This window comes from Nocardia rhamnosiphila NBRC 108938, assembly GCF_000720425.1.
Lineage (GTDB): Bacteria > Actinomycetota > Actinomycetes > Mycobacteriales > Mycobacteriaceae > Nocardia > Nocardia rhamnosiphila.
Genome location: NZ_JOAJ01000001.1, coordinates 1,160,440 through 1,182,961, shown reverse-complemented (window position 1 = coordinate 1,182,961; position 22,522 = coordinate 1,160,440). Strand labels below are relative to the sequence as shown.

The 22,522-nt window shown below is 68.0% G+C and carries 22 protein-coding genes; 9 read left to right on the top strand and 13 right to left on the bottom strand.

Features of this window, described 5'->3' with window-relative positions; translation table 11 throughout:
- Positions 1 to 31: 31 nt before the first annotated feature.
- Complete coding sequence (locus IG75_RS0105275) at positions 32 to 256, bottom strand: hypothetical protein (RefSeq protein WP_030520017.1); 225 nt, start codon at positions 254 to 256, stop codon at positions 32 to 34.
- A gap of 171 nt (positions 257 to 427) precedes the next feature.
- Between IG75_RS0105275 and IG75_RS0105270 the strand changes: the two genes are divergently transcribed.
- The gene (locus IG75_RS0105270) at positions 428 to 1,624 is read left to right on the top strand and encodes a hypothetical protein (protein WP_036512183.1); all 1,197 of its coding nucleotides are present in this window, start codon (positions 428 to 430) and stop codon (positions 1,622 to 1,624) included.
- A 46-nt stretch (positions 1,625 to 1,670) separates the two neighbouring features.
- Here IG75_RS0105270 and IG75_RS0105265 read toward each other — a convergent pair whose 3' ends face one another.
- The 3 genes from IG75_RS0105265 to IG75_RS0105255 all read right to left on the bottom strand — a co-directional run bounded on the left by IG75_RS0105265 (position 1,671) and on the right by IG75_RS0105255 (position 4,803).
- Positions 1,671 to 3,245, bottom strand: a complete 1,575-nt coding sequence (locus tag IG75_RS0105265) for a DHA2 family efflux MFS transporter permease subunit (protein ID WP_051714229.1) — start codon at positions 3,243 to 3,245, stop codon at positions 1,671 to 1,673.
- Positions 3,242 to 3,724 (bottom strand): MarR family winged helix-turn-helix transcriptional regulator, encoded by a 483-nt coding sequence (locus IG75_RS36065; protein ID WP_162183775.1) that lies wholly within the window; start codon positions 3,722 to 3,724, stop codon positions 3,242 to 3,244. The genes IG75_RS0105265 and IG75_RS36065 overlap by 4 nt, the downstream gene beginning before the upstream one ends.
- 155 nt (positions 3,725 to 3,879) lie before the next feature.
- On the bottom strand, positions 3,880 to 4,803 hold the full coding sequence (locus IG75_RS0105255) for an alpha/beta fold hydrolase (RefSeq protein WP_030520013.1): 924 nt from the start codon (positions 4,801 to 4,803) through the stop codon (positions 3,880 to 3,882).
- 205 nt (positions 4,804 to 5,008) lie between these two features.
- Here IG75_RS0105255 and IG75_RS0105250 point away from each other — a divergent pair, with 205 nt between their 5' ends.
- On the top strand, positions 5,009 to 5,335 hold the full coding sequence (locus IG75_RS0105250; RefSeq protein WP_030520012.1) for a histone-like nucleoid-structuring protein Lsr2: 327 nt from the start codon (positions 5,009 to 5,011) through the stop codon (positions 5,333 to 5,335).
- A 3-nt stretch (positions 5,336 to 5,338) separates the two neighbouring features.
- Here the strand turns inward: IG75_RS0105250 and IG75_RS0105245 are convergent, their stop codons facing one another.
- The 3 genes from IG75_RS0105245 to IG75_RS0105235 all read right to left on the bottom strand — a co-directional run bounded on the left by IG75_RS0105245 (position 5,339) and on the right by IG75_RS0105235 (position 7,916).
- On the bottom strand, positions 5,339 to 6,217 hold the full coding sequence (locus IG75_RS0105245) for an SAM-dependent methyltransferase (RefSeq protein ID WP_051714226.1): 879 nt from the start codon (positions 6,215 to 6,217) through the stop codon (positions 5,339 to 5,341).
- Positions 6,218 to 6,509: 292 nt separating this feature from the next.
- Positions 6,510 to 7,394, bottom strand: a complete 885-nt coding sequence (locus tag IG75_RS0105240) for an SAM-dependent methyltransferase (protein ID WP_051714224.1) — start codon at positions 7,392 to 7,394, stop codon at positions 6,510 to 6,512.
- A gap of 66 nt (positions 7,395 to 7,460) precedes the next feature.
- Complete coding sequence (locus IG75_RS0105235) at positions 7,461 to 7,916, bottom strand: hypothetical protein (RefSeq protein WP_051714222.1); 456 nt, start codon at positions 7,914 to 7,916, stop codon at positions 7,461 to 7,463.
- A 755-nt stretch (positions 7,917 to 8,671) separates the two neighbouring features.
- Here IG75_RS0105235 and IG75_RS0105230 point away from each other — a divergent pair.
- The 3 genes from IG75_RS0105230 (at position 8,672) to IG75_RS0105220 (ending at position 11,722) form a co-directional block, all read left to right on the top strand.
- The gene (locus IG75_RS0105230; RefSeq protein WP_030520008.1) at positions 8,672 to 9,565 is read left to right on the top strand and encodes a helix-turn-helix domain-containing protein; all 894 of its coding nucleotides are present in this window, start codon (positions 8,672 to 8,674) and stop codon (positions 9,563 to 9,565) included.
- A gap of 249 nt (positions 9,566 to 9,814) precedes the next feature.
- The gene (locus tag IG75_RS0105225; protein WP_030520007.1) at positions 9,815 to 11,173 is read left to right on the top strand and encodes a M20/M25/M40 family metallo-hydrolase; all 1,359 of its coding nucleotides are present in this window, start codon (positions 9,815 to 9,817) and stop codon (positions 11,171 to 11,173) included.
- Between the two features lie 21 nt (positions 11,174 to 11,194).
- Positions 11,195 to 11,722 carry a YbhB/YbcL family Raf kinase inhibitor-like protein gene (locus IG75_RS0105220; protein ID WP_030520006.1) on the top strand — a complete coding sequence of 176 codons (528 nt, stop codon included), beginning with the start codon at positions 11,195 to 11,197 and terminating at the stop codon, positions 11,720 to 11,722.
- Between the two features lie 55 nt (positions 11,723 to 11,777).
- Here IG75_RS0105220 and IG75_RS0105215 read toward each other — a convergent pair whose 3' ends face one another.
- From IG75_RS0105215 to IG75_RS0105205, 3 genes are all read right to left on the bottom strand, one after another.
- Complete coding sequence (locus IG75_RS0105215) at positions 11,778 to 13,610, bottom strand: AMP-dependent synthetase/ligase (protein WP_030520005.1); 1,833 nt, start codon at positions 13,608 to 13,610, stop codon at positions 11,778 to 11,780.
- A 185-nt stretch (positions 13,611 to 13,795) separates the two neighbouring features.
- The gene (locus IG75_RS0105210) at positions 13,796 to 14,398 is read right to left on the bottom strand and encodes a GTP cyclohydrolase II (RefSeq protein ID WP_051714220.1); all 603 of its coding nucleotides are present in this window, start codon (positions 14,396 to 14,398) and stop codon (positions 13,796 to 13,798) included.
- Positions 14,399 to 14,638: 240 nt separating this feature from the next.
- The gene (locus IG75_RS0105205) at positions 14,639 to 16,141 is read right to left on the bottom strand and encodes a carbohydrate kinase family protein (RefSeq protein WP_030520003.1); all 1,503 of its coding nucleotides are present in this window, start codon (positions 16,139 to 16,141) and stop codon (positions 14,639 to 14,641) included.
- Between the two features lie 374 nt (positions 16,142 to 16,515).
- On the opposite strand from IG75_RS0105205, the gene IG75_RS0105200 reads away from it, so the two are divergent.
- Positions 16,516 to 16,896 (top strand): hypothetical protein, encoded by a 381-nt coding sequence (locus IG75_RS0105200; protein WP_063834088.1) that lies wholly within the window; start codon positions 16,516 to 16,518, stop codon positions 16,894 to 16,896.
- 13 nt (positions 16,897 to 16,909) lie between these two features.
- On the opposite strand, the gene IG75_RS0105195 is transcribed toward IG75_RS0105200, so the two are convergent.
- From IG75_RS0105195 to IG75_RS0105185, 3 genes are read right to left on the bottom strand one after another with little or no spacing between them, the layout of a single operon-like run.
- Positions 16,910 to 17,986, bottom strand: a complete 1,077-nt coding sequence (locus IG75_RS0105195) for a quinone-dependent dihydroorotate dehydrogenase (protein ID WP_063045237.1) — start codon at positions 17,984 to 17,986, stop codon at positions 16,910 to 16,912.
- Between the two features lie 5 nt (positions 17,987 to 17,991).
- Positions 17,992 to 18,258, bottom strand: coding sequence for a DUF5703 family protein (locus tag IG75_RS0105190; RefSeq protein WP_030520000.1), 267 nt, complete (start codon positions 18,256 to 18,258; stop codon positions 17,992 to 17,994).
- A complete protein-coding gene (locus IG75_RS0105185; RefSeq protein ID WP_245713078.1) occupies positions 18,258 to 19,325 on the bottom strand; it encodes an NHL repeat-containing protein in 1,068 nt (355 codons plus the stop codon). The genes IG75_RS0105190 and IG75_RS0105185 overlap by 1 nt, the downstream gene beginning before the upstream one ends.
- A 125-nt stretch (positions 19,326 to 19,450) precedes the next feature.
- Here IG75_RS0105185 and IG75_RS0105180 point away from each other — a divergent pair, with 125 nt between their 5' ends.
- The 3 genes from IG75_RS0105180 to IG75_RS0105170 are packed head-to-tail and all read left to right on the top strand — an operon-like array spanning position 19,451 to position 22,518.
- A complete protein-coding gene (locus IG75_RS0105180) occupies positions 19,451 to 19,801 on the top strand; it encodes a hypothetical protein (protein WP_036512174.1) in 351 nt (116 codons plus the stop codon).
- 20 nt (positions 19,802 to 19,821) lie between these two features.
- Entirely contained in the window at positions 19,822 to 20,382 is a 561-nt protein-coding gene (locus IG75_RS0105175) for a WKL family lipoprotein (protein ID WP_030519997.1), read from the top strand.
- A gap of 15 nt (positions 20,383 to 20,397) precedes the next feature.
- On the top strand, positions 20,398 to 22,518 hold the full coding sequence (locus tag IG75_RS0105170; RefSeq protein WP_030519996.1) for an MMPL family transporter: 2,121 nt from the start codon (positions 20,398 to 20,400) through the stop codon (positions 22,516 to 22,518).
- Positions 22,519 to 22,522 lie beyond the last annotated feature (4 nt).

Sequence of the window (22,522 nt, the reverse complement as noted above, 5' to 3'; positions counted from 1 at the left end):
CGAAACGGCGATGGGCCGGCGCGACTTCTCCTCAGGCGGCGTCCGACTGCCGGCCGTTGGCCACCAGATCGACCACGATATCGCGGACCACGGTCTGGATCTGCTGGGCGTGTTCGTGGAGCGCGTCCGGGTCGGGCCCGCCGTCGGCTGGCGTGGTTGCGGTGATCTCGACGAGATCGTTGACGATATGACAGAGCGCGATCAGGCGTCGCACGATGTCCCGCCGCTCGGCCGGCGGTAGTACTTCGAGGTTCACGTCCCTGTCATCGTCGGTGGTCCCGGAGTTGTTTCGCCTCCGCCCGCCCGCACGACCCCGGCCACCGCGGGCCGGTGGGCCGGCGACGCTCGCGCCGCCTGGCGGCCGGTCACCGGGTGATCGGCTACGGTGAGGCCCGATCGGGTCGGGACCACAGCCGGGAGAACGACAGTGACGATGCGCCGGGCGCTTGTATCGATGGTGAGTGCGCTGTGCCTTTTCGCGGCCGCGTGCGGCGGCGCGCACGACGACGCGGACCGGCCCGGGCGCGGCAGCGTCGTCTCGGTGGCGCCGGTCTTCGAGATGACCGCCGCCGAGACCGGTGACTATCTCGCCGAATGGCGATATCCGGTGACCGGGGCGAACGGTGTCCGCGCCCACCGGGTCGTGTACGAAACCGTCGCGGCCGACGGAACGCCCACCACCGCCAGCGGCCTGGTGGTGGCCCCGGATACCAGCGTGCAGCGGTTGCGTCTGGTCTCCTACGCGCACGGAACCACGGTGCGCCGCGACGAAGCGCCCTCGGCGGACGGCGAGACCGAACGTGCCCGCACCGTCCAGTTCGCCGCCGCCGGTTACGCCGCGGTCGCCCCGGACTATCTGGGTCTCGGGGAGGGCCCCGGTTTCCATCCCTACGCCCATGCCCCCACCGAGGCCTCCGCCTCGGCGGATCTGCTCCTGGCCGCCCGTTCGCTGCTTGCCGACCAGGGCCGTGACCTGGATCCGAACGTTCTGGTGACCGGGTTCTCCCAGGGCGCCCAGGCCGCCCTGGCACTCGGCCGGGAGCTCAACAGCGGCGCGGTCGAGGGTTTCGCCCCGGCCGCGGTCGCCGCGGTCAGCGGTGCCTACGCTGTCCAGGAGGTCCAGGCCCCGGCCGCGCTGGACGGCCGGGTGGAGGGCCGGCAAGCGGTGCTGTACCTGGGCTATTGGATCACCGCGATGAATCGGATCTACCACCTCTACGACGATCCCGCCGATGCGTTCCAGCAGCCCTACGCGCAGCGGATCGACGGGCTTTTCGACGGGCACCACGATGTGCTGGCCGTAGCCTCGGGCCTCCCGGATACCCCACAAAAATTGCTGACCCCGCAATACCTGGAACTGGCACGCAACCCCACCGGCGCCGCACTGCAGGCCATGGCCGACAGCGATACCGTCTGCGACTGGACCGCGAAGGTGCCGGTTGGTCTGTTCGCGGCATCTGGAGACCGCAGTGTCCCCTTCGAGAATTCGCTGCGCTGTACGAAAGCCGAACTGGGCGCCTCCGCCGAACTGATCGACCTCGGCGATATCGACCACGGTGCCACCGTCCGGGAGGCGCTTCCGCGGATTCTCGACTGGTTCCGGAAAACGCAACCGCCCGCCTGAACCGGGGTGGTTCGGGCGGGCGGTGTGGGTCCGGAGTGCCGGGAGATCAGTGCATGAGCACCGGGGCCGGCGTATCGGAATCGGACTTCGCCACCGCGCTTGCCTTACGCGGAAGCAGGACGGAGAAGCCGAGGGTGACCAGGCACAGCGCGAACGCCACCCAGAAGGTGCCGGCGTAGGCGTCCGACATCTCCCCGAGCATGACGGTTTCGAACTTGTCGCCGAGGCTCGCGATGTACTGCAGCACCGACGGATCGGGCTGTTCGCCGGTCCGCTGGGCCTCCATCATCGCCTGCCCCGCCGACACGGCCTCGGAGTTCTGCATCCGGTTGGTCAGCACCACCGAGATCACCGCGACACCCACCGAGCTGGCGATCTGCTGGATGATGTTCAACAGAGTGGAACCGCGCGCGACCTGTGCCTCGTTCAGCGTGCGCAGGGCGGCCGTCATCAGCGGCATCATCGTGAGACCCATACCGAGACCCATGACGAACAGCACGCCGAGCACATAGAAGTAGGAGCTGTCGGCCTCGATCTGGGTGAGCCCGAACATGGTCGCGGTGAGAACCGCCAGACCCACCGGAACCACCCGGCCGACCGGCAATTTGTCCACCAGCATGCCGGCGATCGGCATGGTGAGCAGCGATCCGATACCCTGCGGCGCCACCAGCAGTCCGGCCAGCAGCGCGCTCTCGCCCCGCACCTGCTGGAAGTAGGTGGGGATCAGCAGCAGTCCGCCGAAGAACGACGCGGAGAACAGGAACATCGTGACGGTGGCGACGGTCAGGTCGCGATTCTGGAACAGCCGTAGATCCAGCAGCGGATTCTTGGGTTTGAACGAGTAGAACACGAACGCGACCACCAGCGCTCCGCCGACCAGCATGGTCGCCCACACCTTCGGTGTGGCGACGGTGCCCTCCTCCGGGATGGAGGAGATGCCGTACAGGAACAGCGCGAGACCCGGCGACAGCATCAGCATGCCCACGAAATCGAAGGCTTCACCGGCCTGCGGCTCGTCCTTGGGCAGGATGAACCAGGCGTAGCCGAGTGCGATCACACCGAGCGGCAGGTTGATCAGGAAGATCCAGTGCCAGGACGCGTCCTCGATGAGCCAGCCACCCAGGATCGGGCCCAGGATCGGGCCGAGCAGCATGGGCACACCCAGGATGGCCATCAACCGGCCCATCCGCTCCGGTCCCGCGGCCTTGGTCATGATGGTCATACCCAGCGGCATGAGCATGCCGCCGCCCAGGCCCTGGATCACCCGGAATCCGATGAGCGCGCCGATGTTCCAGGACAGCGCGCACAGTACCGAACCGGCGGTGAACAGCACCAGGGCGGTCATGTAGAGCCGTTTGGTGCCGAAACGGTCGGCGGCCCAGCCGGTGAGCGGGATGACGGTGGCGAGCGCGAGCGTGTAGGCGGTGACCGTCCAGGCCACCGTGGAGTAGTTGGCGACGTCGAATTCGGTTTGGAACGTCGGCATGGCGACGTTCACCACCGTGATGTCCAGAATGGACATGATGGCGCCGAGAACCACGACACCGGCCAGTTTCAGGACCGATGCGTCGATTCTGTCCGGAGCCCCCGCGTCGGTCGCGGGGGCTGGGCTTGCGTTCACGAATTGTCTCCTGACGATGCGGGGGGGCACGCCACGACGTTGTGTATGGCCCCGGACTCGAGCACGGCGGTGAGGACCCGTTCGAGGTCCTCCCGTAAAGCCTCGGGCAAGCGGTGGACGACCGTATCGATCGTCGCGCGGTGGACGGCGATCTGATCCCAGGCGAGCCGTTGCCCGTGTTCGGTGGGACCGACGAGCTTGACCCGGCGGTCGGTGGGGCTCTCCTGCCTGGTGAGCAGACCGAGGCGTACCAGCCGGTCGACATTGCGGCCGGCGGCGGTCATCGACAGGCCGAGTTCGCCCGCGATGGTGTGGATCGGTTGTGGCTCGTGGCGTCGGACAACAGTGAACAGCACCCGGGCCTGCGAGAGGGTCAGGTCGAGTTCGGCGAGCCGGTCGACGCCCTGCCACCGTCCGGGGTCGCAGACGGCGAGCACGAAGTGCTCGATGAGAGTGCTCGTCTCCGACTCATTTGCCACCGCGCGATCATATGGGTACCCGTAATAGTTGCGGAAGCGGGAATATCTCGTCTGTGACCGGAAACATAGCGGAGCGAGTGGTCGCATCGCACCCGAGTAGGGCGCTACGGCGGGCCCGGGGCGAAAAGATCACGCTCTCGGCCCGAAACGCCGAGTCAGACTTCGCGAGCCGTGTCGTCCGCGAAGAAGTCGAGCAGTAACTGTGCCACTCGTGCGGGCTGTTCCAGGTGCAGGAAATGTCCGGCGCCGGTCACGGTCACGGTCCTTCCACCCGCCGGTGCCAAGACCTCGGCCACCCCGGCCGTGAATGCCGGATGCAGGGTGGTGTCGGCGCCGCCGTGCAGATACAGCATGGGCACGCGCGGCGCGTCGGCCCAGTGCCGGTGGAGGCCGGCGTAGCGAGCGGACGGCTTTCCGGCGATCCGGACGAAGGCGCGGTAGTAGGACAGCGCCGCGGTCCGATGCGCGGCGGTCGGCAGCGCGGTCAGGGTATGGGCGATATCCGTCTCGGCCCCGTACCCCGGCGACCAGTCGTGCCACAGCCGGGGGATCAGCCGGTCGAGCGAGCGTTCGGAGATCCCCGGTAACTGGTTGAACAGGATGTACCAGCTGAACCGTAGCTGCCGCAGATACGCGCTCACCCCGGCGTCCCGGCGTGGGCGCATGGCCGGAACCGGCGGTACCGCCAGCGACGCGACCCGGGGGAACGGGCAATCCGGTTGCGCCGAAATGGTATTCGTGGTCAATGCGCCCCAGTCGTGACCGATGAGTACCGCGTCCGCGGGGGCGCCGAGTGCGCGATACAGTGCGATCGCGTCGTAGGCGAGCGCTCCCAGATGGTAGTCGCTGTCCTCCGGCACCGCGGTCGGCGCGTAACCCCGGGTGAAGGGCGCGACCACGCGGAAACCGCGGGCGGCGAAAGCGGGGCCGAGATGACGCCAGGTCCAGGCGCTGTCGGGAAAGCCGTGCAGGCACAGGGCGAGCCGGGCCCCGGGATCGCCCCAGGCGAGTGCCGTCATCGACAGGTGCGGTAACCGGTATTCGACGGTCTCGGGCAGATCGGCCTGGTGTGCGCCCATGGTTCGTCCTCTCGTTCGGCCCCGCACGGTAACCCGGGTGGATCGATCGCGCCCCGGCGTCGGCGGCCGCAACCGGAGCGGTATGCTCACATCCCCCGGACGAGGTCGCTGTGCCGGCGTTGCGGGCAAGCCCGGTCATTCGCACAGCCGCGGGGTAGCTGATGTCATATCTGGCAAGGTAATCGGTGATCGGAGGAGCAAGCCCATGGCGCGCAAGGTCGTCATCAGTTTGATCGATGACCTCGACGGCGAATCACCCGCGGCCGAAACTGTGGTGTTCGCGTTCGAGGGCGTGACGTACGAGATCGACCTGACCGAAGCCAACGCGGGGGAATTGCGCGCAGTCTTCGGTAAGTGGACCCCGTTCGCCCGCAAGGCCGGTCGGGCCGCGCGGATGAAACGGGAACGGCCGGTGCGGTCGGCCTCGGCGAAGGTGATCCGGGAATGGGCGCTGCGCAACGGACACGAGGTGTCGACGCGCGGCCGGATACCGGCCGGAATTCTGGCCGCGTTCCGCCACGTCAACGGGTAACCGTTACCCGGGTCGATTCCGGTGGTCGGTGCTGTCGTCGGCCGGCTTGTAGGCGACACCACCGACCATGACCTGCTCTTCGGGATATCGGGGCCGCAGCGGCGGGCCGGCGGGCCACCAGTCGTCGAGTTGGACGAGGCCCGGTTCGATGAGTTCGAGGCCGCAGAAGTATTCGAGGATCTGCTCGGTGGTGCGATACCAGCCCGAGCCCAGACCCTTTTCGGTGAAACGGCGTTCGAGCTCTTTGGCGAGCGCGTGCTGCTGTGGATCGGCCGGGCCCGGATCGTGGAAATGGCTGATCGCGAGATAGGACCCCGGCGGCAGCAGGTCCACATATCTGTGCATGATTCCGACCGGGTCGAGCTCGTCGTCGACATGGTGGAGCAGCCCGCACAGGATGAGCCCGATCGGCCGCTCCATATCCAGATAACGGGTCACGTCGGTATTGCGCAGCAGGGTTTTGCCCTCCAGGAGATCGGCGGGCACGAAATGGGTGTTCTCGTTCTGTTCCAGCAGCACCCGGCCGTGTGCGTTGCATACCGGATCATTGTCGACATAGACGACCCGGGCGTCCGGGTTCTGCTGCTGGGCGATCTCGTGGGTATTGGCGACAGTGGGCAGTCCGGCGCCGATATCGAGAAATTGGTCGATACCGGCGCTGCCCGCCAGATGCCGGGTGACCCGGTGCAACCAGCGCCGGTTCATGATCGATACATCGCCCTGCCGGGGCGCGACCTCGAGGATCGCGGCGTAGGCGGCGCGGTCGACGTCGTAGTTGTCCTTGCCACCGAGGCTGTAGTCGTAGACACGGGCGATACTGGCCCGGGTGGTGTCCACGCCGACCGGTTTGCGAACGCCGGTCCGGTACGCCGGTTCGGCCATCTCGACCTTCTCTCTGCGCGAAAGAAAAACTGGCTGGAAATATGAGTCGGGTCACCAAAGCGTAGAACGCGGTGCCGGAGCGAGCAATCGGCGCCGATCGAACTGCGCGAGAGAATGGTTCGCGTCGTCGGAGTGGGCCGAGCCTAACCCGGATAGGCGCGCTCGGCACGATATCGGGCCGAGCTGTCCTGTTTGGGAAAACAACTGTGCCTCAAGTGGGTTCGTTGTTGCCCGATCGTGGCGGTCGCCGGGTGGAAACCCGGCGCCGTGCACCACCGGACAACGAGGCGATTCAGCCGTTTCCGTCCACACTGTGCAATCGGACTCTTTCCACGGGGCGTTTGTATCCGACGCCGCCGATGATCACCTTTTCCTCCGGAAGCCGCGGCCGGGTCGCCGGTCCGGCCGGCCACCAGTCCTCGAGTTCCACGAGGCCGGGCGCGATGATCTCCAGGCCGTCGAAGTACTCGAGTTGCTGGGCGCGGGTGCGGTACCACCCCGAACCCAGCCCCATTTCCGTGAACGCCCGCTCCAAGCGCTCGGCCAGATCGTGCAGTTCCGGGTTCTCGTCGGCCGGGTCCCAGAAGTTGGTGATCGCGACATACGAGCCCGCGGGCAGCCGGGAGATGTATTCGCGCATGACCCGCGCCGGTTCGAGATCGTCGTCGACGTGATGCAGCAGCCCGCACAGGATCACCGCGATCGGCCGGTCCATATCCAGGTACTGCAGCACGTTCTTGTTCTCCAGCAGCGTGTTCTCCTCGAGGAGATCGCCGGAGACGAAATGGGTGTTCTCGTTCTGTTCCAGAAGCACCCGGCCGTGTGCGTTGCACACCGGATCGTTGTCGACATAGACGACCGTGGCCTCGGGGTTCTCCTGCTGCGCGATCTGATGGGTGTTGCCCACCGTCGGCAAACCGGCGCCGATATCGAGGAATTGATCGATGGCGGCCGGTCCGGCCAGATACCGCACCACGCGGTGGAGCCAGCGCCGGTTCATCCGGGAGACATCGCCCTGCCGTGGTGCGATCTGCAGGACCTGATCGAAGGCGACGCGGTCGACGTCGTAGTTGTCCTTGCCGCCGAGGCTGTAGTCGTAGACACGGGCGATGCTGGGCCGGGTGGTGTCCACCCCGACCGGGACACGAACCCCTGTCCGATGAGCCGGTTCGGCCATGAATACCTCTCTCTACGTTGCGAATCGAACAGGGCGATGTTATGCCGTCGACCCGGCGGCGTCCCCTCAGGCGTCCGTACTGCGCTCGAGGACCTTGCCGGGCAGCCAGCCGCCGCCCAGATGCGTGACGCGCCACCAGTCGATATCGATCACCAGCGCGGTGACCGGTGTGGCGAAGAACGGTTCGATCTGTGGTTCCTTGCGCAGCAGTGCCCGGAAGGTCTCGTCCTGGTCGGCCCCCTCGCGCAGGGTGACCGTGCCCAGGCCCTGGGCGAAGGGATCCGCTATTCCGCCGGGCACCACCTTCACACCCACATTGGGGTTGGCCTTGAGTTGCTCCAGGGTCCGGCCGCTGTTCTCCAGGATGAGGGTGAGGCGGAAGAGGTCGTCGTCGAGGTTGGCGAAGAAGGCGCTCGTGGCCCAGTTGACGCCGTCCTTGGATGTCGCCAGGTCGATACTGGAGTGACCGAGGACTTCGGAGAGTTTCGTGCGGATCTCGGTGGTGGTGACTGTGTCGGGCATTGGGGGCCTCCAACTGGTACTGGTGCTCGTTCTGGGCACGCCGGATGGTGCGGTGACGGGAAAGGGGGCCGGACACCCACCGCACGGAAGGGCCCGCAGGGCGGCCCGTGGTGCGGCACTGCGTGCGGCGGTCGGTGGAAGATGCTCGCGGCCGGATCCTGTTCGTCGGAACGTACGGTGGAAGCGGGCTGCCTCGGCAGGAACGGCCGGTTCCGGTTGACTGCGGACCACCCTATCGGGCGGCGCCCGATCCGGCCGGATGAGAACATCCGCCGGTGGCGGGGGGAAACGTTGGCGGCCAAGGCTTTACGCGCGGCCTCGGTTCGATCGCACCGGTTCGCGAGGGGGTTGCCGCCGCCGGGCGGTGCGGCCGGTTCGTGTCCCCGGGCCGCACGGACACGCGCTATGCTGGAAACAACTCCAGTGGTACTCGCTCCTGCTGCCGATGCCCTCATCGGTGTCGTCTCCCGGGTCGTCGCGGTACAGGTGAAGCCGGACGTCGTGTCGTGGGGGAGTTTACGCAAGGAAACCTGATACCGCGTGCAAACAGGAAGATGCTACGGGTATGCGGCACTGTAGGATTCGATCCGCACGTTCGCGGCAGCCGATAGCCGCGCAGGTGCCGGTCCCGCTCGGAGCGGGCGCGTTACCGGAATATGCGCTTACCGGATAGTAGGATTGCCTGCCGACCGGTGCGGTTCGGCGGTGGCGGGCGCCGTACGATGCAGCACAGCACGAACTGGCCAGAGGCGACCATGACACACGAGCGTGATGATTCCGATATCCCGGATACGGCGGAGGCCGATCGTGGGCCGACCGTGTTACGTATCTCGCTCGGCAGCAGATTGCGCCGTTTGCGGGAGGCGTGCGGGATCAGCCGCGAGGACGCCGGCGACCACATCCGTGGTTCCCATGCCAAGATCAGCCGGCTCGAGCTGGGCCGGACCCGGTTCCGGGAGCGTGATCTACTCGACCTGCTGAAGCTCTACGGGGTCGACGATCCGGAAAAGCTGACCGTCTATGTGGATCTGATGAAGAAGGCGAACGATCCGGGATGGTGGCAGCCGTTCAACGATGTGCTGCCGAACTGGTTCGAGAACTATATCGGCCTGGAGCAGGCCGCGACGACGATCCGCACCTACGAGGCGCAATTCGTGCCGGGTCTGCTGCAGACGGAATCCTACGCCCGGTCGGTGATCACGCTCGGTAACGACGACGAGACCGAACGCCGGGTCGGTATACGGATGCGCCGCCAGGACATCCTGAGCCGTGCCGCGGCGCCGACGCTATGGGCGGTCGTGGACGAAAATGCCCTGCGCCGCCCGATCGACGGCTATCCCGAGTTGCGGGATCAGATCGAATACCTCATCGCCGCCTCCGATCGGCCCAATGTGAAGATCCAGGTGCTGCCCTATTCGGTGGGCGGCCATCCGGCGGCCGGTGGTTCGTTCAGTATTCTCCGGTTTCCGGAGCCCGAGCTGCCGGACATGGTCTACATGGAGCAACTCACCACCTCGCACTACCTGGAGAAGAAGCCGGACGTCGAGGTGTATATGACAGTGATGAACAAGTTGAGCGTTATTGCGCTCACCCCGGGGGAGAGCCGGGACTACCTACGTAAAGTGCTTTCCGAACTACCCGCCGAGTAGGTCGGAGCGCAGCGGGGGAGTCGTTCCGGTCTCCGGTGCCGGGCGGGGGAGCGGCGTATCGACCGGCCGGACCATGCCTCGCGTACTCGGGGCCTCGCCACTCCGCACGGCACGTCCTCTCGAACAAGGAATCCAGAATCAGAAACTTAAAAATGCCCATACGTAGATATGCGCATTGATGCATGCATCCCCCTCTGAGTCGGCCGCACCGAAGGGAAACAAGGACTCCCGAGATGGTAGGAAGGGGTCGTGGCCGCTACAGGTGAAAATTCGGGTTCTGCTCGTTCTCGTGCCGTGGCAGAGGTGGTGGAGCTGGTCAGCACGCTGATCCGGTTCGACACCTCCAATACCGGCGATCTCGCGACCACCAAGGGCGAACGAGAGTGTGCCGAATGGGTGGCGCGGCAACTGGAAGACGCCGGATACACCACCGAATATGTGGAATCCGGCGCACCGGGCCGCGGCAATGTCTTCGCACGGCTGCCGGGCGCCGATCCGAGTCGCGGCGCGCTGCTGATGCACGGGCACCTCGACGTGGTGCCCGCCCAGGCGGCGGACTGGAGTGTGCACCCGTTCTCGGGCGCCGTCCAGGACGGTTACGTGTGGGGTCGCGGCGCGATCGATATGAAGGACATGGTGGGGATGATGCTGGCGGTGGCCCGCCAGTTCAAGATCGAGGGGACGGTGCCGCCCCGGGACCTGGTCTTCGCCTTCCTGGCCGATGAGGAGGCCGGCGGGAAATGGGGATCGCATTGGCTGGTGGAGCACCGGCCCGACCTCTTCGAGGGCGTCACCGAGGCGGTGGGCGAGGTCGGCGGTTTCTCCCTGACCGTCCCGCGCCCGGACGGCGGTGAACGGCGCCTCTATCTGGTGGAGACGGCGGAGAAGGGGCTGGGCTGGATGCGGTTGCGCGTGAAAGCGCGCGCGGGCCACGGTTCGTTCCTGCACGAGGACAACGCCGTCACCATCCTGGCGGCCGCGGTGGCGCGCCTGGGCACCCATACGTTCCCGCTCGTGCTCTCCGATTCGGTCGCCGAGTTTCTGGCCGCCGTATCGGAGGAGTCCGGGCTGGAGTTCGATCCGGGCAGCCCCGATATCGAGGGCACGCTGGCCAAGCTGGGGTCCATTTCCCGGATCATCGGCGCGACCCTGCGTGATACCGCCAACCCGACCATGCTGAACGCGGGGTACAAGGCGAATGTCATTCCGCAGACCGCGGAGGCGGTGGTGGACTGCCGGGTGATCCCGGGCCGGCAGGCCGCGTTCGAACGGGAAGTGGACGAACTCATCGGTCCGGATGTGGAGCGGGAGTGGATCACCAAACTCGACTCCTACGAAACGACCTTCGACGGTCATCTCGTGGACGCGATGAACGACGCGATCCTGGCCCACGACCCGCAGGGCCGGACTGTCCCGTACATGCTCTCCGGAGGCACGGACGCGAAAGCTTTCGCGCATCTGGGTATCCGGTGTTTCGGGTTCGCGCCACTCCGGTTGCCGCCGGAGCTGGATTTCGCGGCCCTGTTCCACGGTGTGGACGAACGTGTTCCGGTCGACGCGCTCGAATTCGGCACCGAGGTGCTGGAACACTTCCTGTTGCACAGCTGATCCGATTCGAAAGAGGAGAACATGGCCGACAACCCCTACGACGCCCTGCCTTCGGTTCCGTCGTTCACCCTGACCTCCACCGATGTGTCCGACGGTGCGCCGTTGGGCAACGCTCAGGTCAGTGGTGTCTTCGGTGCCGGCGGTGCGGATGTGTCGCCGCAGCTGAGCTGGTCGGGATTCCCGGCGGAGACCAAGAGTTTCGCGGTGACGGTCTACGACCCCGACGCGCCGACGGCTTCCGGTTTCTGGCACTGGGCGGTGGCGGATATCCCCGTATCGGTGACGGAGCTGCCCGCCGGGGCCGGCAGTGAGGGCGGCGAATTGCCGTCCGGCGCGGTGACGCTCCGTAACGACGGCGGGTTCGCGGGCTACGTCGGGGCGGCCCCGCCTGCCGGACACGGTCCGCACCGCTACTTCATCGTGGTGCACGCGGTGGATGTGGACTCGCTGGGCGTGCCGCCGGAGGCTTCCCCGGCGTTCCTCGGATTCAACCTGTTCTCGCACACTCTGGCGCGGGCGATTCTGGTCGGCACCTACGAGCAGAAGTAATTTCGCGCGGCCCGGTGGTGCCCCGGCGGTATACCCGCCGGGGCCACCGCGCTGTTCACCGGGCTCGTACCTCGATCACGGTCTCGGGTGGTGAGTCGGCGCAGAGCGCTTCGATCTGTGCCGCGTACTTCGTGGCGATCGGCGCTCGTTTGAGCGACATCTTCGGGGTGAGTTCGTCACCGCCGGGTTCCCAGACCGTATCGACGATGGTGAATCGTTTGATCTGTTCCACCCGGGACAGTTTCGCGTTCCCCGCCGCGACCGCCGCCCGCACGTCCTCGATGACCTCGGGTCGTCGCGCCAGCTGCCCGATATCGGCTGCCGCGGCGTCGATCTCTTTGGCCCGTACGGCGGCCATATCCGCATCGAGCACGATGAGTGCGGTGATATAGGGCTGGGCTTCGCCGAGCGCAACGACCTGGCCCACCAGCGAGGAGGCCGCTTTCACGGCGTTCTCGATATTGCTCGGCGCGATGTTCTTGCCGCTCGCGTTGATGATCATCTCCTTCTTGCGGTCGATGATCCGGAGATAGCCGTCGGGGTCGAGAGTGCCGATATCGCCGGTGTGCAGCCACCCCTGCGCGTCGAGCGCCTCCGCGGTTTTCTCGGGCATACCGCGGTAGCCGTGGGTGACGATCTCGCCGCGCACGAGGACCTCACCGTCGTCGGCGAGGCGCAGCTCGACGCCGTCGACCGGGCGTCCCACCGAGCCGGGGCGGGGTTTGTCCAGTTCGGTGTAGGTGGCGACACCGCTGGTCTCCGACATACCCCAGACCTCGGAGACGCAGAATCCGAGGCCCAGGAAGAATTCGAGGGTTTCCGGTGGAATGGGCGCGGCGCCCGAGGACGCGACGCGCAGGTCCGCGAGGCCGAGGGCGGCACGCACCTTGCCGAGGAGCAGTTTCTCGGCGACGCGGTGCTGCAGACCTAGTAGTGGGCCGCGGCCGGTGCCGGCGAGATCGGCTCGGGCGGCGGCGATTCCGGTGGCCACGGCCCACTTCGCGACGGCTTTCTTGGCGCCGGTTTCGGCGGCCAGTTTCGCTTCGACGCCGCCTTTGATCTTCTGCCAGACCCGCGGCACGCCGAAGAACACCGTCGGCCGGGCGTCCGGGAGCGCGGCGGCGATCTCCCGGGGGTCGGGGACAGTGGTGATCTGGATACCGGTGACGAGGTTGATGGCGTGCCCGGAGATGCGGTCGGCGACGTGCGCGGCGGGCAGATAGGACAGGGCACGGTCGTCGAGCCCGACGTCCATGGGGCCGCTGTTCAGCGCGATGATCTGAGCGAGCACATTGCGGTGGGTGAGCTCGACCCCCTTGGATGGGCCGGTGGTGCCGGAGGTGTAGATGACGGTGACCAGGTCGCCGGGTTCGACGGCCCGCCACGCGGCCTCGAAGTCGAAATCCGGGTCGGGGGCGGCTTCCAGGTCCGCCAGAGTGGTGGTGCCTTCCGCGGGCCCGTCGACGAGGACGATGTGGTCGAGCGTGACGCCCGCGGCGCGGACGGTGCCGAGGAACTGCTGTTCGGTCACGACGATGTTGTTTCCGGCGTTGGTGAAGGCATGCGCGACCTGCTCCGGGGAGCAGGTGTTGTAAACGGAGAACGGGGTGGCGCCGACGTGCAGGGCGGCGGTGTCGACGAGGTTGAATTCCGGCCGGTTGGTGAGCATCACGCCGAGGGTGTCGCCGCGGCCGAGGCCCAGTGCGGACAGTCCGGCGGCGATCACCCGGACCCGCTCGCCGTACTCGCGCCAGGTGATCTGCTGCGTGCCGCCGACGGTGCGCAGCGCGACGGCGTCGGGTCGCAGGGTGATGGTCTGCTGGAAGGCCGCAGGCACGGTGTCGACGAGGGCGCCCGTGCGGTGCCGGTAGACGATTTCTGTGGTCATGGTCCGATCCCGGTGCTGGATGCCGCGGACCGGGTACCACCGGTACCGCCGAGACGGTCGCCGCGGCAGTGATGTGGATCACTATGTTACCGAGTATTCGGTGTCCAGGATGCGAATTCGCCAGCGTGCGCGGCTGTCGCCGGCGCCGCGGGCGGATCGTCGCCGAGCGAGATCTGCGGTGGTGTTCAGGCCCCGGGGTTCGTGGTCGGGATCCAGTGGCCGCGATGGCGGCGCTTGGCGTCGAGATAGGCGGCGGCGCGGTCGCTCAGCGGTTCTGTGTAGAGCGGTTCGGGGAGAACTGTCAGTCCCGCCTCGCGCAGTGCGTGTACTTTGTCGGGATTGTTGGTGAGCAGGCGTACCCGGGTGAGTCCGAGTTTGAGCAGACTGTTCGCGGCGTGCTGATAGCCGCGGCAGTCGTCGGGATAGCCGAGATTGCGGTAGGCGGTGAAGGTGTCCACACCGGCACGCTCGGCTTCCCGGTAGCCGAGCGCTTTGGCGATGAGCCCGGCGCCGCGGCCTTCTTGTTCGAGGTAGACCAGGACGCCGGCCCCGGCGTCCTGGATGAGGTCGAGTGACCTGTGGAGTTCGGGTCCGCAGTCGCAGTCCTGGGAGCCGAGGGCCTCGCCGTAGAGGCAGCGGGAGTGCACCCGGACGAGACAGTCGTCGTCCGGATCGCCGAAGATCAGCAGGTGGCCGAGGCCGGGATTGCCGTCGACGGCGAGTACGCGCAACCGGCTCTCCCGTCCGTTCCGGGTGAATCGGTGCCCGGTTTCGGCGGCTGCGCTCAAGTTCGATACTCCTTCGGTGGTTGTGCGGTTCCGTGAACGAGGCCGATATCTCCGCCGGAATACGGGTGTTCCGGCGGTCTCGCGCCCGGTGGAGGGCCTGCGCAGCGCTCGGCCCGCCGATCGGGGTCGCTGCCGTGCGATGGCGGGCCGATAGGTGACTTTACGCCCGGTTCGTCCGGTACGCACTCTGTGCGCGGCGAGTCGGTGAGGTCGGCCGGCCGCAGGGCGGATGTGTGCACCTCAGTGTTTTTCGGCGGTGAGGCGGATGATCCGGTCCACCTCGTCGACGGTCGGCATGGCGCCGGGCACATCCCCGGCGAAGGACTGGGTGGCGACCATGGCGGCGGTGGCCCAGTTGTAGTCCTGTTCGTCGGCGATGCGACGCGTATCCGCGGCGGGTTTCGCCGCTGTCAGCAGCCGGTAGACGAGAGCGGCGGAGAAGGCGCCACGCGAGCCGGGGACGTCGGTGAGGGCAGCGGCCTGGAAACGGGGGATATCGAGCGCGATCCGGTCGGAGCGAACCGTACAACCGAAATCCTCTACGACACAGACGGTTCGGGTGCCCAGCATCTGGAGTTGCTGGGCGATATGCGGGCCCGAGCGGGCGGTGATCTCGGGAACCATGCTGTCGAGTTCCTTGGTGGAACCGATCAGGTAGTCGACGGTGGACAGGTACCGGTAAAGGATCTGGGGGGAGTCGATCTCGGAGGCGGTCAGCAGAAGCGTGGGCCGGTCGGGCAGGGCCTGGACCGTGGCCAGGACCTGTTCGATCACGGGCAGGGGTGGCTCCAGGGTGACCAGCACGGCATCGGTCTCGGTGAGCGCGGCGCGTACGGCGGGCCCGATCAGTTCGGTGCCGGTGAGCCGGATGCGGTCGTCCTCGCAGAAGATCGTGCCGGTGATTCCGGTTCTGCTGACGATGAGCGCGGTAATGGGCGTCGTGGCCTGGGGGACCACCTTGACCAGGGAGGTGTCGACCCGCTCGGCGCGCAGGTAGTCGAGGATCCGCTGGCCGGCCGGGTCGTCGCCGATGGTCGTGACGAGGCGGACGTCGATACCGAGCCGGGCGGCGGCGACCGCGCGGTTGAGTCCTTTGCCGCCCGGGTTGTCGCTGAACCGGCCGCGGGCGAAGCCGCGGGCGTCGGGGATGGTGTCGACGCGGTAGATGTGGTCGATCACCGCGTCGCCGACGACGGTGAGGGTGCCGACGGTGCCGCGGGGCCGGTGCCGGGTGGTTCCGGGGGCGGCGCTGTCGTCCCGATAGACGGTGCCGGTGACCAGGAGCGCGGCCAAGGCGGTGAAGGCCCGGCGTTCGGGGGTCGCCCGCAGGGAACGGACGGTGGGGGCCGGGGGAATGGGGTCGGCGCCGGCGATTTCGTGGAGTCTCCGCCAGTGTGCGGAGAGGTATTCGCGCCGGGTGCCGAGGTCCTGGGAGTAGAGCGCGGTGGGATCGATGCCGGTGGGGGCGGTTTCGCGGAGGAGCCCGAGGGCCAGTTCCGCGTCGGTGATGACCCGATGGGTCGGTGGCAGCCGCCGGGCATGTTCCCGGACGACGGGCGGGACGGCGGCGAGGGGAGTGGTCCCGTGGGTGGCGGCCCAGCGCCGGACCACCGGGAGGTCGAGGAGGGGATCGACGTCGATTTCGGTGGTGTTCAGGCGGTCGGAGCTCAGGCCGGACCTCTTGCAGAGCCGGGTGAGGATATTGCGGATGGCGACGATGGCCGTGTCGTCGTGGGGGACCATTCGGCAGCCCTTTCTGCTGTGCCGCCACCCCCCGGAGGTTTCAGCCGCGCGGCGATTGGCAATAACCATAGTGCAAACGGCGTTTGACATTGGCATTGACCCGCAGAACTGTCAAATGACACATTCGGGGTAGCTTTTCCCTCGATCAGAGGAACGGGAGGGCCTGTGATGACAGCGACGACAGCCCTGCTCTGCGGCCACCGTTACGGAAAGCGCCGGTACGCCGGTCGTGCAGGCGCCGATCCGGAGACATCCCCAGTCGGGGCGCGCTGAGCGCCCGCGCAGATTCGTCGTTCATCCCCCCGACGGCAGCGATGCCGTGCCGGCCGTTTCTCCGGCCCGGTCTCGGTGCCGAGCCCCCTGAGGAGGCAGCTGTGACCATCCATATCACCGACTGGCTGATGACCAGCGGTATCTCCCCCGAATTCGCCGAACGCGTGCAGACCCGCCACGGCTCGTGGTGGCGGCTGAGCTGGCTGCCCGGCCGTGATCTGTCGTTCGAGCAGGCCTATGCCGGTATGGCCGTGGACGAGTCATTGTCCGATCCCGCGCTGGTGTACGACGAGACGGCGCTGGCCCGTGCCGCCGAGTCGGTGGATCTGCTCGGGCTGGTCTGGGAGCAGGTGGTCGTGCTGCTGGCGAACCGGGTGGAGGCCCGGCTGCTGGAGTCGCAGTTCATGCACGATCGGCTGCCGCCGGGCGCGGTTCCGCACCGGGGCGGCCCCGGCGCCATCCGAAGCGGCTCCGCCGCGTGAGTGGCCGGTCCGCTCAGCGGTGCGCGGCGTGGCCGGCGCCCACGGCGTCGGCCAGGCTGCGATAACCGCCGGCCCGCAGCCGGGCCGCGATACCGCGGTGGATGCTCCGGGTCCACAGTGGCCCGCCGTAGATGAAGCCGGTGTAACCCTGCAGCAGCGAAGCCCCGGCCAGGATTCGTTCCCACGCCTGCTCGGGGGTTTCGATCCCGCCCACCGAGACCAGCACCAGCCGGTCGCCGACCCGGGCGTACAGCCGCCGCAGCACTTCCAGCGAGCGGTCGGCGACCGGCGGGCCGGACAGTCCACCGGCCCCGATCGCGGCGACCTTGTCGGGGTCGCTGGCGAGTCCGGTGCGGCCGATGGTGGTGTTGGTGGCGACGATACCGGCCACGCCGAGTTCCACCGCCAGATCGGCGGCCGCGTCGATGTCCTCGTCGGACAGGTCCGGGGCGATCTTCACCAGTACCGGGACCCGCACGCTGTCGAGCACGGCGGTGAGGACCGGGCGCAGTGATTCCACGGCCTGCAGATCCCGCAGCCCCGGGGTATTGGGCGAACTGACATTGACGACCACGAAATCGGCGAGCGGGCCCAGCAGCCGAGCGCTGGTGGCGTAGTCCTCGGCGGCGTGGGCCGCGTCGACCACTTTGGTCTTGCCGATGTTCGCGCCGATCGGCACGTTCGTCTTCCGCTCGTGCAGCCGGGCGGCCGCGGCCGCGGCGCCGTGGTTGTTGAAACCCATCCGGTTGATGAGGGCCCGGTCGTCGGGGAGCCGGAACAGGCGGGGTTGCGGGTTGCCGGGTTGGGCGGCGGCGGTGACGGTCCCGATTTCGGCGAATCCGAAGCCGAGTGCACCCCAGGCGTCGACGCCGGTCGCATCCTTGTCGAATCCGGCGGCCATCCCGAGCGGAGCGGCGAATTCCACCCCGAAAGCGGTGGTCCGGAGGATGGGATCGTCCACGCCGAACACCCGGTGCAACAGGGCCCGGGTGGGGGCGAGCGCGGTGGCCGCGCGGATCACCCCGAACACGAGACGGTGGATGCGTTCCGGCGGGACCAGGAACATGACCCGCAGCAGTAATCGATACAGCACGCTCATAGCTCCACGGAATGCCCCGCGGGGCTGGTCAGCGCGGTTTTGCGGCGGCGCAAGAGGACGCGGCGGCTGCCGTCGGTGTAGGCGCGGACGCGGGAGAGTTCCCAGCCGCCGTACTCGGCCTGGATCGCCAGCCGCATCGAGGCGGTGACCCGGGTGACATCGGGCGGCAGGCGCAGCGGTATGTACTCGTAGTCGTCGCCGCTTGTCTCCCAGGTGGCCGGGAGCGTGGTGCGCGAGGTCGCTGCACGTCGAGTGGATGCCATCACTGCCCTCTCTTGCGCTGGTCCGCGGGGATGCGCTGCAGACCCGGTTCGGTCGCGGAGCCGATGTAGAGATCGCCGGTCGTGTCGTCGGCGGTCACCGCGTTCGGCTGCCGGATCGTCGGATATCGGCCCACCTCGCGCGGTGTTCCCGTCGACAGGTCGTAGCCGACGATCTCGTTGCTCTGTGTGCACGTCGCCCATACGGTGTCAGAACGCCGGTCGTAGGCGAGTGCGTAAGGCGACGATCCTACCGGGTAGCGCTGACGCAGCACGAGTGGATCGGTGGTGAAGACCAGGAGCTGGCCGCTGTCGGGATCGGTGACGACGACCCGGTCGTAGGACGCTTCGACGAGGTTCACGGCCCCGGCCCCGGCCCGGAGCGCGAGCCCGAGCCGCTCCGCACCGGCTGTTATCTCGGTGAGCAGGGTCTGGCGGCGGTCCAGCACGGCGAGGGTGTCACCGGTGAGGGCGATCGCGTCGGCGGACACCAGACCGGACACGGTCCGCTGGACGCGGCCCTCCCGGTCGAGGAACAGGACCCGGCCGTCGGCGGTGCCGGCGATCAGGGTGCCGTCCGGGCGGGAGCGCACACTGCGCAGCGCGCCGTCGACGGGAATACGGGTGACAGCGCGGGTCGCGGCGTCGACGCGCAGGATCGCGCCGTCGGCGGCCGCGAGGATCTCCCCGGCGGTGCCGGCGGCGATCGCCGCGGCCGGGGCCGGTAGCCGTACCCCATGGGTCGTGGGCGGCTCGGTGGCCGGGGTGAAGACCGTGAGGGTGGTGCCGGCGGGGTCGAGGCCGGCGAGGTTTCCACTGCCCGCGTCGCCCACGAGGGCGGTGAGTGCGGTCGGGGCCGGATAGACCCGCCCCGCGGGGGCGGTGGTGATCGGTGGTGAAACCGCCGGTGTCGCCGGTTCGCGGGTGGGTACGTCGCCGGGGCCGGGCTCGCCGTCGCCCGAGCAGCCGGTCAGCGCGACGACTGCGGTGAGCAGTAACGCGGCGACGGTACCGCGTGGTCTCCGGCGCCGGACCCGGTGCTCTGTGTCCGGAAACGACCGATGCTGCATTCGAATATCTGATCACGACGGGGTTGGCGGCGGTGCCAGCGGGGTATGTGGGGTGTCGGCAGCCGGGCTCCGGTATGGGCCGGGTTAACGTACGGATCAGACGGTGCGGAGGTCAGGAGTTGACGATGCACGAGGTGCCGGGTTTTTCCGCCGACGAGGTGACCACGGGCCCGTTCGCGCACGGATTCGGTCGTACCGGTGACGGGCGCTCGTTCGCGTTCCGCACGGTGCGGGCGACACTGCGCCTGGAGGTCTATCGGCCCGATCTCCATCCCGAGGAGGTGCCCGGGCCCGAGGACGTGGTCGCCGTCGCGGAAACCCATGTGACGGATACCGATCTCGACGACACCCGCAGTGTGGTGGCACTGGTGCGCGATCTGCTCCCCGCCGCCGAGCCGCCGCCGCGAGGCCGTAATGTTCCGACCGTGCGGGCGTTGCTGGCCCGGATCGGGTCGGTGATCGAAGGTATGCAGTGAATGATGGTATTCATGACGTGATGCGGTACACATCTGTTTTCCGGCTGGTGCGCGGTGCGCGCGCCGGATTTATGTCACTCGTCATTCTGCTCGTGGCAGCGGTTTCGGTGACCGCCTGTGGGTCCGGGGTCGACGAGGAGGCGGTGGCGGCGGCGCGATCCTCGGCGAAGGCCGCGCTGTCCTCGTCCGCGGCGGCGACCTCGCAGGAGCTCGCGTCCCGCTCGCTCCCGACGGCCGCCGAACTGGACGGGCAGATCAAACGGGCGCTGGATCCGGCGCTGCCGGATTCCGAGCGGACCGCGCTGATCGAGGATGGGGAGGCGTTCGCGCAGGCGATCCCCGATATGTACAAGGCGCTGCAGGACAATCCGCGGGCCGTGTACGGGGTCACCGATCCGGTGTTCGACAACCACGACGGTACGGTGACCGCGACCTTGCGACTGGACAAGGACGGCTCCGGCACGGCCGTCCGTACCACCGTGGTGCATTTCATCTATCTCGACGGCGCGTGGAAGCTGTCGCGGACCGATCTGTGCGGGATCCTGCGTTCGGCCGATTACCGAACCGCGGCGTGCGGCTAGGCGGCGGGCGCGCGGATGTACCCGGCGGAATCCCAGCGGTGGGGTCGTTTCGTGTACCGGCACCGGATCGCGGTACTCGTGGTCTTCCTGGCACTGGTGGCGGCATCGGGTCTGTACGGCCGGGATCTCGCGGACCGGTTGACCCAGGAGGGGTGGTTCGACGAGTCGAGCGAATCGGTGGCGGCCTCGAAACTGGCCGATGCGACCTTCGGCCGGGACACCGACAGTGATGTGATCGCCCTGTACACCGCGCCGCCGGGGCGCACCGTGGACGATCCGGAGGTGCGGGCGGCGGTGACCGCCCAGCTGGCCGGACTGCTGCGCGACCATCCCGACCGGGTGCTGCGGATCGACAGCTACTGGGACAGCGCACTGTCGGGGCAGTTCGCCGACGATTCACGCACTCACGCGTTCGCCAGTATCGGCCTGCGGGGTGAAGGGTCGGCGACCGTCGACAACTACCAGGCGATCGTCGGCGAACTGGCGGCCGGCGGTCCCGGTACCGGCCCCGCCGGTACGACGGTGCAGGCGGCGGGCCTGCAGCCGGTGGTGGAGGGCATCAATACCGGGATGCAGGACGATATCCGGCGGGCGGAGATGATCGCGCTGCCGCTGGTGGCGATCCTGCTGTACTTCGTGTTCGGCGGCGTGGTGGCCGCCATGCTCCCGGTGCTGATCGGCGGGATGACGATCCTGGGCACCCAGGGCATTATGCGGCTGCTCACCGGCTATATCGAGGTGAACGTTTTCGCCAGTGCCGTGGTGACGCTGGTGAGTCTGGGCCTGGCGATCGACTACGGGCTGTTCACCGTCACCCGGTTCCGGGAGGAACTGGCCGCGGGTCGCGCTGTGGAGGAGGCGGTGGCGCGGACGGTCGCCACGGCGGGCCGCACGGTGCTGTTCTCGGCGGCGATCATCGCGGTGAGCCTGGGCGCGCTGTTGATCTTCCCGAACGGAGTGCTGCGGTCGGTGCCCTACGGCGGAATCAGTTCGGTGCTGCTGGCGGCGGTGCTGTCGGTGACCGCGCTCCCGGCGATGCTGGCGATCGCGGGCCCGCGGATCGATCTGTGGCAGTGGCGGCGGTTCGCGCGGGCCGGTACCGAGGCCGAGATCGATCGCGGGATCTTCTCCCGGCTGGCGGGGTGGTCCATGGCGCGGCCGTGGGCGGTGATTGTTCCGGTGGTACTGGGCCTGCTGCTGCTGATGGTGCCGTTCCGGCATATCGAGTTCGGGGGTCTGAGCGAGAAGTATCTGGCGCAGGACAATCCGGCGCGGATGGCGCAGGAAGAGTTCGACGCGCTGTTCCCGGGTTTCCGGACCGAACCGCTGCGTCTGGTCGTGACCGGTGCGGACGCGTCCCAGCTGAGCGATATCCGCCTGCAGGCCAATGCCACTCCAGGATTGACGGGTCCGTTCGAACCCGCCGCTCCCACCCGTGCCGGGATCAATGTGCTGCAGGCGGGGCTCGTCGACGATCGGGCCGCCGACACCGCGATCGCGGTACTGCGCGGTATCGAGGAACCGGACGGTGTGCGGGTGATGGTGGCGGGCGTGCCGGCGCTGGAACGCGACAGCATCCACGGCCTGCTCGACGGGTTGCCGTTGCTGGCGGCCGTACTGGTGGCGGCGGCGCTGGCGCTGATGTACGCGGCGTTCCGGTCGCTGATCCTGGCGGTGAAGGCGGTGGCGATGTCGGCGCTGAGCCTGGGTGCCACGCTCGGCATCCTGACCTGGATCTTCGTGGAGGGGCACGGGGCGCGGCTGTTCGATTTCACGCCGGGGCCGTTGATGTTCGCGGTGCTGGTGCTGATCGTGACCGTGGTGTTCGGGCTGTCGACCGACTACGAGGTGTTCCTGCTGTCGCGGGTGGTGGAGGCGCGGGCCGCGGGAGCCGACCCGCCGGAGGCCATCCGGTACGGGATCGCGCACACCGGTGGGGTGATCACCTCGGCGGCGGCGATCCTCATCGTGGTGACGGGCGCGTTCGGTTTCTCGGAGCTGGTGATGATGAAGTACATCGCCTACGGCATGATCGCGGCCCTGGTGCTGGACGCGACGGTCGTCCGGATGCTGCTGACCCCGGCCGTGCTGAAACTCGTCTGGCGTCCGGGATCACGCGCCGCCCGGCCGCAGTGACGCC

Coding starts and splice junctions, on each gene's coding strand:
- IG75_RS0105185 (WP_245713078.1), bottom strand. CDS start 19,325: ATGCAGCATCGGTCGTTTCCGGACACAGAGCACCGGGTCCGGCGCCGG.
- IG75_RS0105170 (WP_030519996.1), top strand. CDS start 20,398: ATGTACCCGGCGGAATCCCAGCGGTGGGGTCGTTTCGTGTACCGGCAC.
- IG75_RS0105255 (WP_030520013.1), bottom strand. CDS start 4,803: ATGGGCGCACACCAGGCCGATCTGCCCGAGACCGTCGAATACCGGTTA.
- IG75_RS0105240 (WP_051714224.1), bottom strand. CDS start 7,394: ATGGCCGAACCGGCTCATCGGACAGGGGTTCGTGTCCCGGTCGGGGTG.
- IG75_RS0105190 (WP_030520000.1), bottom strand. CDS start 18,258: ATGGCATCCACTCGACGTGCAGCGACCTCGCGCACCACGCTCCCGGCC.
- IG75_RS0105180 (WP_036512174.1), top strand. CDS start 19,451: ATGCACGAGGTGCCGGGTTTTTCCGCCGACGAGGTGACCACGGGCCCG.
- IG75_RS0105235 (WP_051714222.1), bottom strand. CDS start 7,916: ATGCCCGACACAGTCACCACCACCGAGATCCGCACGAAACTCTCCGAA.
- IG75_RS0105175 (WP_030519997.1), top strand. CDS start 19,822: ATGCGGTACACATCTGTTTTCCGGCTGGTGCGCGGTGCGCGCGCCGGA.
- IG75_RS0105205 (WP_030520003.1), bottom strand. CDS start 16,141: ATGGTCCCCCACGACGACACGGCCATCGTCGCCATCCGCAATATCCTC.
- IG75_RS0105245 (WP_051714226.1), bottom strand. CDS start 6,217: ATGGCCGAACCGGCGTACCGGACCGGCGTTCGCAAACCGGTCGGCGTG.
- IG75_RS0105230 (WP_030520008.1), top strand. CDS start 8,672: ATGACACACGAGCGTGATGATTCCGATATCCCGGATACGGCGGAGGCC.
- IG75_RS0105220 (WP_030520006.1), top strand. CDS start 11,195: ATGGCCGACAACCCCTACGACGCCCTGCCTTCGGTTCCGTCGTTCACC.
- IG75_RS0105250 (WP_030520012.1), top strand. CDS start 5,009: ATGGCGCGCAAGGTCGTCATCAGTTTGATCGATGACCTCGACGGCGAA.
- IG75_RS0105215 (WP_030520005.1), bottom strand. CDS start 13,610: ATGACCACAGAAATCGTCTACCGGCACCGCACGGGCGCCCTCGTCGAC.